Origin of the sequence: Bacillus sp. FSL K6-6038, assembly GCF_038050455.1 — a bacterium.
GTDB classification, from domain to species: domain Bacteria; phylum Bacillota; class Bacilli; order Bacillales; family Bacillaceae_G; genus Bacillus_A; species Bacillus_A pseudomycoides.
Window position 1 is genome coordinate 123088 of sequence record NZ_JBBOUH010000002.1, and the last position, 17393, is coordinate 140480.

Genomic DNA, 17393 nt, shown 5'->3' on the forward strand with positions numbered 1-17393 from the left:
GAATGAATCATTCTTTTTACTCTTCATTATCTTTTTGCACTAGAACCCAATATTCCGAGTTCATCTCGTGATAAAAAACCGGATGAAATTATATATTCTATAACCTTTTGTAAATATTCAATATTAATTTTCGGCCATTGAAAATCAATATTTTCTAATTTCTTTTGTGTCCTGATCGAATCTAATCCCACTACTTTATATCGCTCATCCATTTTTTCTCCTGATACCATGAGCCTTTGAATATCTTCTTGCCTATTTTCATCTTGAGATATTTTTAACATGAGTTGTTGGTACTCAGAATCGCCAAGAACTTCAACAGAATGCCCTATTTGTTTAAACATTTCCACCATATCTTTAAGTTCAAGCTTCTGATGATTATACATATGGAAAATATAATCATGAGCATTATCGATATCTATATTTGAAGTAACTAATCTAATAATTGCATTACTGCAGTAGTCAACAGGTGTGAATTCCACTTTACTTGATAATAAATTATTTGATACAACGCAGTATTGTAACACAAATTTAAGACGGCCCATAAATGCATTGTCTATAATATTAATTTGGTGCTGGCCATCACAATATCTATTAGTAAGATTACCTACTCGATAGATGGCTGCATTGGCCCCTTTGGATATCGCTTTGAACACCTCATGTTCCGCTAAAAATTTACTTTTCACGTAAACATTATCCTCATAATTTTGTTCAATATAAAAATCATTTTCCTGGAATACTTTTTCCTCTTCTCCTAGTGCAAACTGGCCAGACACACTCATTGTAGATATATAATGTAGCTTCTTATCATCGCCTACAAATGTTAGTATCTCTTTTAATGACTTAATATTTGCTCTCTCAAAATCAGTGTAATCTCCAAAGTGTTTTGTTAGAGCGGCTGCATGAATTACAGTCTTAATATTTTTATGAAGGGTTACATATATATCTTCATTTAGACCCAATCTCTTCTCAGCTAAATCTCCATTTACAATAAAAATCCGCTCATTTATTAATGCCTCATACTTAGTAAATTTGTCTTTAAAATAAAACCATAAATTTTTCAACAAACGTACTTGAGCTTCTTCTTCATCTCTTCCACGGACTAAACAGTACACTTTACACTTTGTAGTATCAAGTAATTGTTCTAATAAATGTATACCTAAATATCCTGTAACACCTGTTAACAACACAGCACTACTTTGGTCAAATCTTTGGTGAAATTTTCCTGTTGCTACTCTTTTCTTTGGTGGCTTTAAAAATTGTATCTGCGATTTATTCGATTGTGAATATACGCTAGTTCCATTATCGATTTTTTCCGCTATTTTACTTATTGTTTGTAATTCATAATAATCCTTAACTGTTACATTCCAGCCTTCGGATAATGTTTTCACTAATGTCTCCATAATTTTCATTGAATGCCCACCCAATTCAAAGAAATTATCATGTACACCAATTGTTGATTGGTCAATACCCAATACACTTGACCAAATTGTCATCAATTTTTTCTCCGTCTTATTGCGAGGGCCGATATGCTCTACACTTGCCTGGACTACACTATCCCATTTAGCTAAAGCTTTCGTATCAAATTTACCATTAATCGTCAGTGGTAAAGCATCCATTTTTACAAAATGGGCTGGTACCATATAATTTGGAAGTTGCTCTTTTACATGTTCTCTCCATTCTTGCACACTTCCTTCACCTACGACATAAGCAACTAATCGTTTATCTCCATGTTCATCTTCTTGAGCCACTACAACGCCCTCTTTAATCATAGGATGTTGGCCTAATACGGTTTCAATTTCTCCTAATTCAATTCGGAAACCTCTAATTTTAACTTGGTTATCAATTCGACCAATATACTCCAAATTTCCATCTGGTAAATATTTAACGGAATCACCAGTTCGATATAACTTGGCATTAGAATCTCCATTGAATGGGTGAGGAATAAAGGATGCCTCTGTCAATTCAGGACGATTTAAATAGCCACGTGCTAATCCAACTCCTCCAATGCATAGTTCCCCGGCTACACCAATAGGCACAGGTTGCTGATTTTGATCCAATACATACACTTCCACATTAGAAAGCTGACGTCCAATAGGAGGTTGACCATTTCCCTCATAAATTCCTGCGGTTGCACAAACTGTTGCTTCTGTTGGTCCATAAGCATTGATAAATATACGATTATTCGACCAACGTTTCGCAAGCTCTTCACTACAAGCTGAACCAGCAGAGACAACTACCTTGAGATGTTCAAATTTGGATTCATCTAAGGCATTTAACACTGTCGGTGGTAAAGTAGCGTGTGTAATCTTATTATTTTGTAAAAATTTCGTTAATGGTTCCCCAGGCATAACATCTTCTTGGCTACTAACACACAATGTTCCACCCGCCACAAGAGTTGTAAATATTTCAAATACCGCCGCATCAAATGATAGAGATGCAAATTGAATCACTCTACTGTTTGAATTTAATTGCATTAAATCAATAATGGTATGAACAAGATTACATAATCCCTTTTGTTCCAGTAATACACCCTTCGGGTTCCCAGTAGATCCCGATGTATAAATTACATAGGCTAAATTCTCTGGAGTCGCTTCAACTACTGGATTGGCCATACTCTCCTGTGAAATCATTTCTTGATTTTCATCTAAACAAATAATTTCTATTCCCTCAGGTATCCATCCTTTCACATTTCTTTGTGTTACCATCAGTTTAATATTCGCGTTATCCAAGATGTACTTCAGGCGTTGTTCTGGATAAGTTGGGTCCAATGGCACATATGCACCGCCTGCTTTTAAGATTCCAAGTAGACCAACAATCATTTCTACAGACCGTTCCATACAAATTCCAACCATCGTCTCAGGTCCTACACCTTTTTTCAGTAGAGAATGAGCCAATTGATTCGCTCTTTCATTTAACTCTTTATAAGTAAGTCGTTGATTTTTATATACTAAAGCTACTGCTTCTGGTGTTCGTGCTGTCTGTTGTTCAAACAGTTCTTGAATAATAGATTCCGTCGGATACTCTACCCTTGTATCATTCCATTCTTTTAATAATTGCTTCTCTTCCCCTTTACTCATCAGTTTCAAACTTCCAATAGATTTTTGAGGAGAATCCATCACTTCACTTAACCAAGGTTCAAAATGTTTAGCCATTCTATTTATTGTCGAAGCATTAAATAGGTCTGTATTATACTCAAAGGCTACTTGTAACCCTTCTTCAGTTTCTTCCATCACTACTGTTAAATCAAACTTTGCTACTGCCATATAACTTGGAATTGGTTCTAAACTGTGATCCAATATTTTTGGTAGCTTTCTTGAATGAGTTTGTAAAGTAAACATCGTTTGGAATATTGGTGAATGACTAGCGTTTCGTTCCGGTTGTAATACTTCAACTACTTTTTCAAAAGGAACATCTTGATATTCTTGAGCTTTTAATGCTTTTCCTTTCACCTGTGCTACCAATTCTTTAAATGTTAAATCATCAGTAAGGTTTGCACGATATACAAGTGTATTAACAAAGAATCCAATAAGTCCTTCAATTTCCTTATGATTTCTATTCGCAATAGGACTTCCTACTAAAATATCTTTTTGTCCCGTATAACGTGAAAGGAATCCTTGATATCCAGCTAACAAAGTCATAAATAATGTAGCACCTTCTTGGCGGGAAAATGCTTTAATTCTTTCCAGTAATGCAACTGGTAAAATAACTTGATACGTATCTCCCTTATAACTTTGTACTGCTGGGCGTGGAGAATCAAATGGTAGTTTTAATACTGGAAGCTCTCCATTTAATTCTTTCTGCCAATACTCTAGTTGTTGTGAGAGTACTTCGTCCTTTAGCCAATCTCGTTGCCATTGTGCAAAGTCAGCATATTGAAGCGGTAAAGGCTGGAGTTGCGCTGTTTTCTCTTCTGCAAACGCTTGATACAAAGCAAACCATTCATCAAATAAAATTCCCATAGACCATCCATCAGAAATAATATGATGCATCGTACAAAGAAGTACTAGTTCCTCTTCTTCCATGATAATCAACTGAGTTCGAATTAATGGTCCTTCGCTTAAATCAAATGGTTTTTCTATTTCTCTTTGAGTTAAATCCTTCATTTGGAGCTCTTTTTCTTCCTGCGGAAGATGACGCAAATCAATTACCTGTAACGATTTCGTGGTGTAGTCCTCAATAACTTGCAGCGGTTCACCATTAATTTCTTGAAACACCGTGCGTAACATTTCATGTCTATGTATCAACGCATTATACCCTTTTTCTAATGCTTCAATTGCCCATTTTCCTTTCAAGCACCACGTAGTTGGAATATTATAAAGCGAGCTATTTGGTTCAAGTTGATTCATGAACCATAAACGCTGCTGAGCATAAGACAATGGTACTCGTTCTCCTCGTTCCTTTGGTTGTAATGGCGAAATATCATAGTCTTTGTTCTCTTGTAATAGTGTCGTTATCCGCCGTGATAAACCTTCAATAGTAGAGTACTGGAATAATTCATGTAATGGCAGACTAATTTCAAACACTTCCCGTAAACGAGATACAACTTGAGTCGCCAATAGAGAATGCCCGCCTAATTCAAAGAAACTATCATGTACACCAATTGTTGATTGGTTAATATCCAATACACTTGACCAAATTGTCACCAATTTTTTCTCCGTCTCATTGCGAGGTCCGATATGCTCTACACTTGCCTGCACCGCACTGTCCCATTTAGGTAAAGCTTTCGTGTCAAATTTACCATTAATCGTCAGCGGTAAAGCATCCATTTTGACAACATGGGCTGGTACCATATAATTAGGGAGTTTTTCCTTTATGTGTTCTCTCCAGTCTTGCACACTCCCTTCACCTACGACATAAGCAACTAATCGTTTATCTCCATGTTCATCTTCTTGAGCTAATACAACGACCTCTTTAATCATAGGATGTTGGCCTAATACGGTTTCAATTTCTCCTAATTCAATTCGGAAACCTCTAATTTTAACTTGGTTATCAATTCGACCAATATACTCCAAATTTCCATCTGGTAAATATTTAACGGAATCACCAGTTCGATATAACTTGGCATTAGAATTCCCATTGAATGGATGCGGAATAAAGGATGTCTCTGTCAATTCAGGACGATTTAAATAACCACGTGCTAATCCAACTCCTCCAATGCATAGTTCCCCGGCTACACCAATAGGCACAGGTTGCTGATTTTGATCCAATACATACACTTCCACATTAGAAAGCGGGCGTCCAATAGGAGGTTGACTATTTCCTTCATAAATTCCTGCCGTTGCACAAACTGTTGCTTCTGTTGGTCCATAAGCATTGATAAATATACGATTATTTGACCAACGTTTCGCAATTTCTTCACTACAAACTGAACCAGCAGAGACAACTACCTTGAGATGTTCAAATTTGGATTCATCTAAGACATTTAACACCGTCGGTGGTAAAGTAGCATGTGTAATCTTATTATTTTGTAAAAACCTTGTTAACGGCTCCCCAGGCATAACATCTTCTTGGCTACTTACACACAACGTTCCACCCGCCACAAGAGTTGTAAATATTTCAAATACTGCCGCATCAAATGATAAAGATGCAAATTGGATCACTCTACTGTTTGAATTTAATTGCATTAGATCAATAATGGCATGAACAAGATTACATAGTCCTTTTTGTTCCAGTAACACACCCTTCGGGTTTCCAGTAGATCCCGATGTATAAATTACATAGGCTAAATTTTCTGGAGTTACTTCAATTATTGGATTAGTAATAATCTCCTGTGAAATCATTTCTTGATTTTCATCTAAACAAATACTCTCTATTCCCTCAGGTAACCATCCGTTCACATTTCTTTGCGTTACCATCAGTTTAATATTCGCGTTATCCAAGATGTACTTCAGTCGTTGTTCTGGATAAGTTGGGTCCAGTGGCACATATGCACCGCCTGCTTTCAAGATTCCAAGTAGACCAATAATCATTTCTACAGATCGTTCTACACAAATTCCAACCATCGTCTCAGGTCCTACACCTTTTTTCAGTAAGGAATGAGCCAATTGATTCGCTCTTTCATTTAATTCTCTATAAGTAAGTTGCTGATTCTTATATACTAAAGCTACTGCCTCTGGTGTTTGTGCGACCTGTTGTTCAACCAGTTCTTGAATAACGGATTCTGTCGGGTATTCTACTCTTGTATCATTCCATTCCTTTAGTAATTGTTTTTCTTCATCCACAGGTAATAAGTTAACTTTAGAAATGCTTTCTTCGTAATTATGTAAAACAAATCCAATAAATTGTTCTAAATAACGAATTAATCTCAAGATGGTATCTTCATGAAAAATATCTTTATTATATTCGAAATTACCACAAATCGCTTTGTCACTTTCTTGTTCCATAAATAAGGTCAAATCAAACTTGGCCGTATTCTTTTCTAAGCTACAAGGAGACAATGTTAGTCCATGTAAATCAAATTTATTTGTAGAATTCCCCAAAAAAATTGCTGCATCTTGCTTACTAGCTTTTTGCAACGCAAATCCAGTTTGAAAGACAGGTGAGTAACTAACGTCACGACTAGATTCTAATTCTTTCAACATCATAGAAAAAGGATAGTCTTGATGTTTCACACACTCCTTTAATTCATCATTAAGAATATTTAAAAGTTCCTCAAACGAATAACCATCCTTGAAATGAATTCGAATAGGAAGCATATTAACAAAATATCCACAAGTATTACGAAAATCTTTGTTTCGTCTACCAAATCTAGGTGTCCCTATTATGACTTCATTTTGTCCTGAATAACGATGTAAAAAAGCAAAGTAAAGGGATAATAAGACTGTATTAAGAGTAAAACCTTTTTTATCACAGAATTTAAGCAAATTCTCACTAATCTCTCTACTTAGTTGAAAAGGTACTAATCCTCCCTCATATGAAGGAACAGGTGGTCGCTTCTTATCAATCGGCAATTCTAATGCCGGTATCTCACCTTTAAGTTTATTTTTCCAAAATCCCTTCGATTCTTCTCCAATTTCGCTTAAAAATAAATTTTCTTGCCAAGAAACAAAATCTGAATATTGAAACAATATGGGTTTTAAGTCGTAATCAGTTCCTTCTTTTAAGTGTTTATATATTGTTCCAAACTCATCTAATATTAAGGATATAGACCAACCGTCAGTAGCAATGTGATGCCATACTAGAAGCATAATATAATGATCTTCAGCATAGCGAAACAATCTCACTCTAAAAGGTGACTCATTTTCCAATACAAAAGGTTTATATGATTCTTTGTGCAAATCTCTCTTAATAGAAGACAATTCTCTGGTCCCCACATCAATAACTTCAAAATCCAAACTTAGCTCACTATAAACTTTCTGTACAGGATCCTTCTCCATAACAAAAATAGATCGATAAATCTCATGACGTTTGATAATTTCAATAAAAGCTTTTTTTACAAGTGAAACATCTAATTTTGAATAAACATGCCAAGCAAATGGTTCGTTATATGAGGATTTATCTGGATACAAACAATACTGCAAAAAAAAGTCCCTTTGTCCTTTTGATAAAGGAATAGTTTTAATAAACTTTTTATTTCCCAATCTATTCACCCCTATTAGATTCCATGCAAAATACAACTATTAACATTTCTACAAAACTCAAGATATTATACTAGGAATTTATTACACATCTAGGCATTCAAAACAACATTTACACTTATTTAAATCCTTTCTACTATTAGTCGACTTTTTTCATCTTTTTTCAATAGAAATAATTTTCCTATTTGAATTGATTTCTTTAATGCTGTGATTAACTAAGGTGCATGAAAAATTGAAGAATGTATTATTGCTAATACTGTAATTTACAAAATAAAAATAGCTTTAGATATTGAAAATCAAATTTTGATTTTTAATATCCGAAAACCTCATTAATTATATATTAATATCCCATAAAAGAATGTCGAAATTTGGAATATATAACAAATTCTGAGATGAATTATAAACCTCATTAAAATTCTGGTTCTGGTGCAAATACTTAGGAAAGATATAAAGAGGCGAAAAGTTTCCTAGTGGAATCTAGTCTTAAGCAGTACTTCCAAATAGTTGATGGATGAACTTCACTTGATTTTGGACAGACTTGTCCAGTAAAACAAGTTTCCCTTTTTTTACCATATGCATAGCTTCTATTCCAGAAATAATGGATGTAGCTGTGTGAAAGGATTTCAATCCTAACATCGAACGAACTCGCTTTTTAATAAACCGATGATCTTGTTCTACTATGTTATTGAGATATTTCACTTGCCTTAGTTGGATGCCTAATGGCATCTTTTTTTCTTTTCTCAATTCTTCAACTGCTATAGGATAAGCTGGATTCTTATCGACTGTCACGACACGAGGCTCAGAAATATGAAAAGACTGCAAAGCTTTCTTGAAGAATCGCTTTGCAGCCTTGTGGTTTCTTGCTTTACTTAGGTAAAAATCGATGGTGTTTATTTTCACTAGGTTGATAGGTATGTGGCGAGACTCCTGTATGTAAAATTGCATGAGAAAACCAGGTAACATAATGCTATTATTTTGTTATAGATCTGCTCTATATTTTTTCATTAATCATGTTGAAACCCTACAGAAAAACAATTGGTGAACTAAAGAACTGAAGGAAGGCACTCATTGAGTGTCTTTTCTTTATGGGGTAGCACCACACATCCATCAACTTAAGGTATATTTTTATACAAAATGCGGTCTTTCCATATAGTTTTTTATTATCTTTTATAGATTTTATAAAAGTAGGCATATCAAATAAACCCTGACGGGTTTCAATTTTTTTACTATGCTACTTGATGAGTAGAAGTGGTATACTCATACACAACACCCAAAACATACTAAGATTAGTAGTGTAAACCAAGGCATTGGTTTACACTACTATTTTTTTATAGTAGAAGTGAAGAATAGGTCGCTTTGATATTGGGATTTTAAATCCGTACCCAAAACAGATCTTCTTCACTTACCTTATTTGAATCAGTTTAGTATGTGGATCCTTGAGATCGTGTATAAGAAATGGGAATCGATAAGAGTAAGATGAGGACTTCAATTCTACATAAGGAGGCAAAATATGCAACATGTAATTGCGTTTGATGTTAGTATGGGAAAGAGTTATATGGTTATTTATAATGCTCAAAAACAATGTATTTTTGAAAGTGAAATCAATCATTCTAAGCCCGATTTTGAAGAACTACGAAAACGAATAGATCAACTTATGAATGAAAATAAAAAATCACCTCATATTGTGTTCGAAGCAACTGGTGTCTATTCGAGACAACTAGAGCGTTTTATGCAAGATAACAAGTTTGAATACTTTCTGTTGAATCCTTTAGAAGCGAAATTACAATGCGATTCCTTACGGATTCATAAAACCGATAGAAGCGACGCGCATCAATTAGCTCTCACACATTTCACGGCTTCCCGGAGGGAAAAGACAGGCACAGATAACTTATTTTATCAATTAAAATCACTCTCAAGGTTTTATAGTGAACTGGATGACGAATTATCTTTGATTCGTAGCCGGATGCATAAAGTCATTCAGTTGACATTTCCGGAATTGGAACAGATTTTCACAACTAAGTCAGATTTATTTTTAAACTTTGTTCAATTATTCCCTCACCCAGATTTTGTTCAAAATCTTTCCAAAACGGTCATGAAGAATCAGATTCGCAAGAATACCAATAAAAACATCTCAATCAGCATAGCAGAAAAGAAAGCTATGGAAGTACTTGAGGCTGCCAGGTATTCTTATCCAGCCGTACGTCAGGATGACGTTTTATGTGAACAACTCAAATCGTACGCGAAACGCTATCAGGAGCTCCTTTATCAAAAAGAACAGTGTATCACGAAGATGGTACGATTAGCTGAAAGTCGCACAGAATATCCAATTATTCTTAGTTTTCCGGGAATAGGTCCCAATACGGCTATACGTTTGTTAGCTGAAATCGGGGATATTACTCGCTTCGAAAATAACAAACAACTTAATGCATTTGCAGGTATTGATATACGCCGTTTTCAATCAGGAAAAACTTTTTTCAAAGATAAGATCAATAAACGTGGAAATAAGCATCTGCGTAAGCTTCTTTTTCTCATTATCCAGAACATGATAAAGCTACGTCGTTACGGACAGAACCACATTGTTGAGTATTATGATAAATTAAAAACGCAACCTTATAACAAATGTCATAAAGTTGCGTCAATCGCATGTGTAAATAAGTTATTGAAGCTCCTCTTCTACCTTATTACACATAACATACACTATGATTATCGGTTAACCGCCTGAAATCATAGTCTCATTCATCATACTATATTTATTCCCCCTAGTAAAAAAACGAATACATATTAGGGGTATTTAGTTTGCATTAAATTTAACATATATGATATAGGCTTTGCGATATTTAATTGATTAAAAATCTAAAAATAAGGATTGACTAATCGTAAGAAATATCAAAGACTGTCTTTTTCTCGTATCGATGAGATTTTCGTCCGTTGCGCTGTAGGAGGTTAAACAGACGAAGGAGAACCTTTGATAGCTCTTGGGTGTTTTTGTGTAATGCTTGGTGAAAAAGTGAAAAATAATCTTTAATTATGTACATCGCTTTATATTCACTTAGCTCTTTCTGTTTCTTACGTAACAGGAGTTCTCTCATCTTAAACATTGTAGAAGAACATAATAGGATACTAATGAGTTGTCCATAAAGATGACATTCTAATCGCTCTTGTTTAATAGATTTACAACGATGAATTTGAAACCAAGATTTCCATATTTTAAATAACAGCTGTCGGGTAAAGAACTGGCGCGGTATCAGTTATGACCCGTTTCCAACCCCTCCCCATAAGAACTGCTCGTGAGGTTTTCCCTCAAGCAGCTCACCCCATAAACTTCATCAAAAGGGTTATGAGACCTATCAAATCGCAGACACTTTCATCGGTATCCCTCTGCGCTTTTAAGGGAATGGACTTTCCAGTCCCAGTAGAGCCCCAGTACACCATAGAGATATTCATTACTCCATCTCTGCCATCCGATACTACGCTTTCGTCGCCGTTTCCTTCTTGTCAGCAGTGTACGGATTTTCATCTCCGTATAGTCACGCACTTCGCTAAATGCTCCGCTGGAGTTTCCAACTCGAAAGTAGTTCACCCATCCTGTTAGTACGGCATTGATTTGTTTTACTAAGTCTTGTGCTGGTTTGGCTCCTCCGTTTTGAATGAGTTCGCGGATCCTTGCTTTCACTGCCGTACGGGCTTTCTTCTTTGGGGTCATGCATATGAAGTGTCGGGTCTTATTTCGGTTCAGTACTCGCCTGAAATCAAATCCCAGAAAGGCAAAAGACTCTTCCTGTAAGACATCGACCATCCGAGTTTTCTCAAGATTCAGTTCAACTCCCAAAGGCTCCAATTGTTCCTGCAGTCGTCGCAGTGCCAGTTCAGCCCACCCCCGTTTACTGGAGTGCCCACTTACGGTGATAACCATATCATCGGCAAATCGGTGATAGTTCACAGCTTCATAGTTGCCTTCCGTCGTTTTACGCCGAATGGTATCAAATGTCCAATCTACCTCATTCAAGTAGATGTTTGCCGCTAGTGGCGAGAACGGTCCCCCTTGCGGGACTCCAATCTTTCCTGCGGCTTTTACCACCTGTTTTACTAGGCGCATAACTTGGTGGTCTTGGACACGATTTGCGATTTTCCTCAGTAGGATGTTATGCCGAATTGTATCAAAGTAACGTGACAAATCAACATCAATGACTGTGGTCATACGACGCAGTACACTGCGTCGCACTTCTGCCAGCGCTTGATGCGGGGAGCGTTTTGGTCGGAATCCGTAGGAATTTGGGCAGAAATCAGCCTCAAAGATAGCTTCCAATATGAGTTTTAGCGCTCCTTGGACCACACGGTCCCGTATACATGGGATTTGCAGTGTCCGCATTTTGCCGTTTGCTTTTGGGATTTCTACTTTACGATTAGCTTGTGGTTGATATGTTCCAGCCTGCAGTTCTGCTTGGATGTTCTTTAAAAACGGTATAACTCCCTCTATTTCTATATCAGCGAAACTTTGACCGTCGATACCTGGGGCACCGCCGTTTTTCCTCGCATGCTGATATGCTTCATGGAGGGTTGTTAGTTTGGTAATGTGGGAAAATAGTCCCCAAAACCGATGCGTAGGTTCAGACTTCGCCTTTTGATAGATTCGTCGCCTTAGTTCCTGCAAAGTAATAGGTGTTTTTGTCATGGCACCCTTGCCTCCTTTGGTCGTACGAAATATTTACAGGTTCGGACCCTTCCCTCCCCGCGCGTTTTGCTGCACGCAGATCTCTGGTACTACGATCCGTTCCGCCACCCTGACACCTACCGTTCTCACTTCCCGATCGCGGTTATAGAGACGGTCTCCTCGATGAGGTTTCTTCATCGGGTGTCGAGGGCTTCTCCAGTTTCCACATTATCTTTCTCTCCATGTCGCCGCTGATACCCCGCCGGTGAGAACTGCCGTTCCAGACTCGTTTCGGTCAGTTCTTGCTGCTTTCGCACGTTATCGACCGTCTCAGCCACCGGAATTGCGTGTAACGAGGCTACGTCTACGTTCACTGTACGTTACAACCTGGAGATTTGCCCACATGCCTTTTGCATGTGATGTCAGAGGGCTTCGCCATGTCGCTTTCACTTCATGGTGCCTCTCAGGCTACGGGAGTGGAGTCTATTCTCCCGATTGGACTTTCACCAACTAGATAATGTGTCCTTATCTGGACACGCCGATTTGCCAACGCAAAGAATACCAGTCATGTACCTGTCCCATCGGGACAATATCTGTAGGGGTGTTTGTCATATATACATTGATACCACTGAGTCGTTTACTACGAGGAGAATACTTCATTCCTTTCTTTTTTTCTCTTACAGCTTGATCTTGTAATCGTTTTTGTTGCTGTTGTTTTGTTAATCGATGAACAATTACACGAGCTGGCACTTTATCAATCATACCTACATAAGCATCAGCTATTTCACATGTTTGTCCTGGTTGAAGAGAGTTCATTGCCGTCTCCATATCTATCTGTATATACTCTGTACCTTTCTTAATTCTTCCATCTTGAAAATAATCAGGGCTAGGATTTTTTTGATAAATACGTGTATTCGACTTGATACGAGAGATATAGTAGGCCTCTTTATCTTGTATATATTGAAGGTCTTTTAAATGAAAATAACCTAAATCTCGGATACATAAATCATTCGCCGTCACAGTTGGGGCACACAGAGAGCCGTAAGTGCGATCATGTTCTTTACCTGGACCTGTATGAATATGTAGGAACTGTCCACTTAACAAATCATACTCAAGTTGAATTTTCATCCCAGCTGTATGGCTGCATCCTCCTGCACCTGGATAAACCGATGAAAATACATCCGGGAGTTGAAATGCAGTTGAATCTAAAATACGAATACGCTTGAAAACAGAAGTGTATGGAGAAGAAATCGGCATAGATGCGGCCAATTTTTTGCTTAATAGTTCGGCTAGTAGGTGTTGTAAAAGTTGGACGGCCGCCTTATTAAATCGTTGATTCAGTCCCTCAGGACTGATAAGTACTGCTGTTGATGCTTCTAAACAGCTAGATAATTGAGTTAAAGAAGTCATAGCTACATTTTGGCTCACCCATACACATAAAGCTACTAAATCTTTTGCTTGATACTTACTGGTTCGTTGTACAAAACCAACATCTCTAGCAAGATCCCGTAAGGTATTTGGAGATAAAAAACTTTGAATCTCTTGAGCAAATAGTTGTAATTCGTCAGATACAGAAACAGACATAAAAAACGCCATCCTTTCCTATAGTCCTAGACAAAGGATAACGTTTTTTTCGTTTTAAGGATAGTTTGCAATTTCAGTTTTGTTGGCAATTTATTTTTACATTTTCGAATATTGATTGACTACTTTGAATGCTTCTTCCTGTAAGAATTGTATTAATTCAACCGGTTCCTCAATAAATATTTCAGCACCAAGACTAAGGAACATCCTTCCTACAAAACAAATATCTGACTCTTTGATTTTTTCTTCGATTACTCCAGTACCATCAGGATTTACTTGTATCCATTCTCCTATAGGATGAGGGTCTAATATTTTGCATCCGAATTTTGTTAATCGAGCTTTTAAAATAAATTCCTTTGTTGAATTATTTGGTTGTTTTAGCCATTTTTCAACTGTCATATCGATAGGAATAGATTCAGTAATATTTTGATTAACTTTGAGGGAAACAATCCGATCGACTCGAAACGTCACAGTATTGTTACGCTTATAGCAAAACGCTAGAGAGTACCATAATCCATTAGATATAAAAAGTCCGTAAGGAAAAATTGTCCGAATTGAATATCCAGAGCGAGATTCATATTCTATTTCCACATGCTTTCTTTCTAATGATGCCTGCAATATATCTTTTAGATAAAGGTTCTTAAAGCTTCTTCGAGGAGAAGCTATTGCTAATCGACCTTTTAATTGTTCGACTTTTTGAAGCATTTCGACAGACATGGTGGTACGTATTTTAGTAAGGGTAGACATATTTTCATATTTAAAGGGTCCGTCATGCTGCTCTAATAATTCATACGATAGAAGCAGCCCTGTAGCTTCTTCTGCTGTTAACGATATCGGTGGAAGTTTCTGTTTCCTTATAAGACTATAACCGCCATTCGGTCCAGGTGAGGACAAAAGAGGAACCCCCATTTCACTTAATAGTTGCAAGTCTCTAAGCATTGTTCTTCTTGATACAGAAAACTCATCTGCTAATTCTTGAACCGTAAATCGGTGTTTTGTATTTAATGAAATTAATAATTCAAGTAATCTTCCACTTCTAGACATGAAAATATCTCCTATTATTAGTGACGTTATCTGTCACCAATATACGATAAGATATAATTGAAGTCACGAAATTTTAAAAAAATAATAGCGGATAAGGAAAATAACAGGAGGTTATGATTATAATGAAAGAACACATGATAGATTCAAATGGCGTACGAATTAAGGTTTATGAATACAGTCAGACGGGTGAACCATTGCTATTACTGCATTATATGGGTGGAAGTTCTGCCATTTGGAGGAGCATAATTCCAAGCTTTATGGGAAAATATCGCGTAATTGCCATGGACATACGAGGACATGGTAAATCAGATCAGCCTGCAACGGGATATCAACTTGAAACCTTAGCTGAAGATGTTCGAGCGGTGCTAGATTCTCTTGGAATTGATAAAGCTTATATCGTCGGAAGCTCCCTCGGTTGTTATATCGGTACAAGCTTTGCATCAATGTACCCAGAAAGGGTCCTTTCTTTAGTTAATTCCGAAGGGGCCTTAGTTAATAAATCCGAAGGATTGCATACTGAAACAAAAGAAGAGCATTTAAATAAATACTTTTCCAGTCCCGAACAAGAATTTGAGTCAAGGGAAGCGTTGATACATTATATGAAAGAAAGCTGGCTTCCTTGGAACAAAGAGCGTGAACTGGTGATGAAAGATTATGAGCCTCGAAAGCTGGAAAATGGGAAAGTAACTTTTATATCTAAGAGAGATACGCTTCGACAAATAGCTGAAGATCTTTATGATAGAAGAGTAGAACATTTGTATGAAAACATTCAATGTAGTGTGTTATTTCTGCCAGCAGAAAAAGAAGGTGACCTTAACAAGAAGTTAGAGTTTATAAAAAGTGTTAAACTTAAACTAAAAAAAAGTAAAACTGTTGTTATTCCTGGAACATCCCATGCAATGATGTTTGACCACTCAAAGGAACTGAGTTATGAAATCAATAAGTTTCTTGAATATACAGATGAAAAGGGTTGGTAAATTATATAAAATTACTTAGAGAAAAGGACTTTCTAATCTTTCCTGTGAATAATTGTAACTATTCACAGGAAAGACGGTTAAATAGAAAAGCTATCCTAATTTATAAACTAAGATAGCTTTTTTTGTTTTGGGGGAACAATAGATATCTTAACTTGATAGCGATGTGGCGGGATCCCATGCCCATCAACTTAAGAATATTTACTACCCATTATTCTTAAAGACGTTATTTTTTCTAGATTAATAAGAAGGGATAACACACAAAAAAGACACCCGCACAGGTGTCTTTTCTTAGTATAGAAATATCTTAAAATAGATATCTGGTGTCATATATTCAGTTTAAAAGACCTTTTGTTACATCATAACGCCATTATCTTTGAATGAATACCATTTCCCATCGATAAAATGTTTCCCTATTGCCATGTATCCATGATCATTAAAGTAATACCAACTTCCATTGATATTTTTCCAATCTCTAGCCATAGAACCATCTTCATTAAAGTAACGCCATTGCCCACCGTAGGAGTTACCAAAATATACCCATCCAGTAGACATGACTCCATTATCGTCAAAGTAATACGTTTTTCCATTCATAGTACCAAAATCTGTAGCCATGCTACCTTCTTCATAAAAGTAATACCATTTTCCGTTGATATTTTTCCAGTCTTTAATCATAGTTCCATCTTCGTTAAAGTAATACCAACTTCCATTGATATTTTTCCATCCAGTAGCCATATATCCGTTGCTATCAAAGTAATACCAGTTACCATCAATTTTTTTCCAATCCGTAACCATAGATCCTTCTTCATTAAAGTAACGCCATACTGCATCAGATCTACCAAAGTCTATCCATCCAGTAGACATAACCCCTTCAGTACCAAAGTAATATGTCTTTCCATTAATAGTTTTTAATTTTAAAGTGATACGTCCATCTTCATCAAAGTGATACCATTTCCCTTTATCTTGTAGCCATCCAGTTTTCATCGTACCATCTGTATTTAGATAAAAATTCCCATTTTCAATCCAACCTGTTTGCTTCACACCATTTTGGTCATAGAAATACCATGTATTTCCCTCTTTTACCCACCCTGTTTTCTGCATTGCCTGTTCTGTTTTTGGAGTAAGTTGTTTTACAGCTTCTTGGTTTTCAGCATGAGATACTGCAGGCACTACAAACATTGCAGACATTAAAACTGGTAAAATAGCTTTCTTCATTTTCCATATCCCCCAAATAATGAATAATTTTAGTTTTTATTTCCACAAACAGAATTATATTATGATATTTAAATATAATCAATAGTTTTTGTAACAAAAATGTAATCTTTTTTTTAATTTAATGTAATAAATAAACTCTTAATGTAATTATAATTACTTTTTTGTTACAAGTTAATACAAAATTTCGTTCTGGGGGTGGTATGAGATTTTAACTTGATGGGCATGTGGCGGGACCCCATCGCTATCAAGCTAAGCTCATACAACGTTAATTATTATAGAGGTTGTTTCTTTTTTATAAAGATTATGTGTAGAGAATTTAAAGATTTGCATACGAAATAAACCCTATCGGGT

At 36.3% G+C, this 17393-nt stretch carries 6 protein-coding genes and 3 pseudogenes; 2 read left to right on the forward strand and 7 right to left on the reverse strand.

Annotation, left to right across the window (positions count from 1 at the left end):
- Positions 1-26 precede the first annotated feature (26 nt).
- On the reverse strand, positions 27-7580 hold the full coding sequence (locus NSQ40_RS28350) for a non-ribosomal peptide synthetase (protein ID WP_417894396.1): 7554 nt from the start codon (positions 7578-7580) through the stop codon (positions 27-29).
- A gap of 480 nt (positions 7581-8060) precedes the next feature.
- Positions 8061-8474: pseudogene (locus NSQ40_RS28355) on the reverse strand (DDE-type integrase/transposase/recombinase); the annotation flags it as partial.
- Positions 8475-9087: 613 nt separating this feature from the next.
- Between NSQ40_RS28355 and NSQ40_RS28360 the strand changes: the two are divergent.
- Entirely contained in the window at positions 9088-10299 is a 1212-nt protein-coding gene (locus NSQ40_RS28360) for an IS110 family transposase (protein ID WP_003203522.1), read from the forward strand.
- A 148-nt stretch (positions 10300-10447) separates the two neighbouring features.
- Here the strand turns inward: NSQ40_RS28360 and NSQ40_RS28365 are convergent.
- The 4 genes and pseudogenes from NSQ40_RS28365 to NSQ40_RS28380 form a co-directional block, all read right to left on the reverse strand.
- A pseudogene (locus tag NSQ40_RS28365) lies at positions 10448-10798 on the reverse strand (IS4 family transposase); the annotation flags it as partial.
- Positions 10799-10941: 143 nt separating this feature from the next.
- Complete coding sequence (gene ltrA / locus NSQ40_RS28370; RefSeq protein WP_098159124.1) at positions 10942-12249, reverse strand: group II intron reverse transcriptase/maturase; 1308 nt, start codon at positions 12247-12249, stop codon at positions 10942-10944.
- A gap of 513 nt (positions 12250-12762) precedes the next feature.
- Positions 12763-13812: pseudogene (locus NSQ40_RS28375) on the reverse strand (IS4 family transposase); the annotation flags it as partial.
- A gap of 96 nt (positions 13813-13908) precedes the next feature.
- Positions 13909-14853, reverse strand: a complete 945-nt coding sequence (locus tag NSQ40_RS28380; protein WP_044438632.1) for a helix-turn-helix transcriptional regulator — start codon at positions 14851-14853, stop codon at positions 13909-13911.
- A 122-nt stretch (positions 14854-14975) separates the two neighbouring features.
- Here NSQ40_RS28380 and NSQ40_RS28385 point away from each other — a divergent pair, with 122 nt between their 5' ends.
- Positions 14976-15830: an alpha/beta fold hydrolase gene (locus NSQ40_RS28385; protein ID WP_170957100.1), complete on the forward strand. Its 855-nt coding sequence runs from the start codon at positions 14976-14978 to the stop codon at positions 15828-15830.
- Between the two features lie 351 nt (positions 15831-16181).
- Here NSQ40_RS28385 and NSQ40_RS28390 read toward each other — a convergent pair whose 3' ends face one another.
- On the reverse strand, positions 16182-17042 hold the full coding sequence (locus NSQ40_RS28390) for a nucleoside triphosphate hydrolase (RefSeq protein WP_341286180.1): 861 nt from the start codon (positions 17040-17042) through the stop codon (positions 16182-16184).
- Positions 17043-17393 lie beyond the last annotated feature (351 nt).

Bases quoted from the DNA above. Each gene is read 5' to 3' on its own strand.
- NSQ40_RS28360 (WP_003203522.1), top strand. From the start codon at position 9,088: ATGCAACATGTAATTGCGTTTGATGTTAGTATGGGAAAGAGTTATATG.
- NSQ40_RS28380 (WP_044438632.1), bottom strand. From the start codon at position 14,853: ATGTCTAGAAGTGGAAGATTACTTGAATTATTAATTTCATTAAATACA.
- ltrA (WP_098159124.1), bottom strand. From the start codon at position 12,249: ATGACAAAAACACCTATTACTTTGCAGGAACTAAGGCGACGAATCTAT.
- NSQ40_RS28385 (WP_170957100.1), top strand. From the start codon at position 14,976: ATGAAAGAACACATGATAGATTCAAATGGCGTACGAATTAAGGTTTAT.
- NSQ40_RS28390 (WP_341286180.1), bottom strand. From the start codon at position 17,042: ATGAAGAAAGCTATTTTACCAGTTTTAATGTCTGCAATGTTTGTAGTG.